The 1,999-nt window shown below is 64.9% G+C and carries 1 protein-coding gene and 1 pseudogene; both read left to right on the top strand.

Going from position 1 to position 1,999, the window contains the following annotated elements; genetic code table 11:
* Window positions 1-1,733 (top strand): AAA family ATPase (locus EOA27_RS33910; protein WP_127258452.1); only part of this gene is annotated, 1,733 nt, incomplete at its 5' end.
* A 112-nt stretch (window positions 1,734-1,845) separates the two neighbouring features.
* Window positions 1,846-1,999 (top strand): annotated as a pseudogene (locus EOA27_RS42625) (MmcQ/YjbR family DNA-binding protein); the annotation flags it as partial.

The raw sequence follows: 1,999 nt of genomic DNA on the forward strand, positions 1-1,999 counted from the left end.
GTGCTATGGACGCGTCCAACCTGTTGAAGCCCGCGCTGGCGCGCGGCGAACTGCACTGCGTCGGCGCGACCACGCTCGACGAGTACCGCAAGCATGTCGAGAAGGACGCCGCCCTTGCCCGCCGGTTCCAGCCCGTCTTCGTCGACGAGCCGACGGTGGAGGACACGGTCTCGATCCTGCGCGGCCTGAAGGAGAAATACGAGCAGCACCACAAGGTGCGCATTTCCGATTCCGCACTGGTGTCGGCAGCGACGCTTTCCAACCGCTATATCGCCGACCGCTTCCTGCCGGACAAGGCGATCGACCTGGTAGACGAGGCGGCGTCGCGGCTGCGCATGCAGGTCGATTCCAAGCCCGAGGCGCTGGACGAGGTCGACCGCCGCATCATGCAACTGAAGATCGAGCGCGAGGCGCTGAAGGTCGAGAAGGACGAGGCTTCGAAGGACCGGCTTGCCCGGCTGGAGAAGGAACTCGCCGGCCTCGAGGAGGAATCGACCGCGCTGACCACGAAGTGGCAGGCCGAAAAGCAGAAGCTCGGCCTCGCTGCCGACCTGAAGAAGCAGCTCGACGAGATGCGCAACGAACTGGCGATCGCGCAGCGCAAGGGCGAGTTCCAGCGCGCCGGCGAGCTTGCCTATGGCAAGATCCCGGAACTGGAGAAGAAGCTCAAGGAAGCCGAGGCCCAGGACGGCAAGACCGGCATGGTGGAAGAGGTGGTCACCCCTGACCACGTCGCGCATGTCGTGTCGCGCTGGACCGGCATTCCGGTCGACAAGATGCTCGAAGGGCAGCGCGAGAAGCTGCTGCGCATGGAAGACGAGATCGGCAAGCGGGTCGTCGGCCAGGGCGAGGCCGTGCAGGCGGTGTCCAAGGCTGTTCGGCGCGCCCGCGCCGGCCTGCAGGATCCAAACCGGCCGATCGGCTCGTTCATGTTCCTCGGGCCCACCGGCGTCGGCAAGACCGAGCTCACCAAGGCGCTGGCCAGCTTCCTGTTCGACGACGAGACGGCGCTGGTGCGCATCGACATGTCGGAGTTCATGGAGAAGCATTCCGTCGCCCGGCTGATCGGCGCGCCTCCCGGCTATGTCGGCTATGAGGAAGGCGGCGCGCTGACCGAAGCGGTGCGGCGCCGGCCTTACCAAGTGGTGCTGTTCGACGAGATCGAGAAGGCGCATCCGGACGTGTTCAACGTGCTCCTGCAGGTGCTCGATGACGGCCGGCTGACCGACGGCCAGGGCCGCACGGTCGACTTCCGCAACACGCTGATCATCATGACGTCGAACCTCGGCGCCGAATACCTGGTCAGCCTCAGCGACGACCAGGATGTCGATGCCGTGCGCGACGAGGTGATGGGCGTGGTGAAAGCCTCGTTCCGGCCCGAGTTCCTCAACCGCGTCGACGAGGTGATCCTGTTCCACCGGCTGCGCCGGCAGGACATGGACCGCATCGTCGAGATCCAGCTCAAGCGGTTGGAGAACCTGCTCGTCGACCGCAAGATCACGCTGTCGCTCGATCACGACGCGATCGAGTGGCTGGCCTCGAAAGGCTACGACCCGGCCTATGGCGCCAGGCCGCTGAAGCGGGTGATGCAGAAGGAACTGCAGGATCCGCTGGCGGAGAAGATCCTGCTCGGTGAGATCCTCGACGGTTCGACCGTCAAGGTCACGGCGGGTTCCGATCGGCTGAACTTCCGCTCGAAGCCGACCGTGGTGGCGACGGAAGCCGCCGCCTGATCCGGGTCGAGCTTGAATGAACGCGAAGCGCGTCGCACCGGTGCGGCGCGCTTTGTTATTCCCGGTGACTGCGCATAATCGGCTGCCGATTCGGATAACCGGGAAGGACTCGATGAAGCTCGACGATTACAACGGCTTTTGCGCTTCATTGCCCGCCACGACGCATATCGTCCAATGGGGCGGCGCCCATGTCTGGAAGGTCGGCGGCAAGGTGTTCGCCATCGGCGGCTGGAACGACGGCGGCGAGCTTTTCGTCACCTTCAAAT

The organism is Mesorhizobium sp. M2A.F.Ca.ET.037.01.1.1 (assembly GCF_003998075.1).
Lineage (GTDB): Bacteria > Pseudomonadota > Alphaproteobacteria > Rhizobiales > Rhizobiaceae > Mesorhizobium.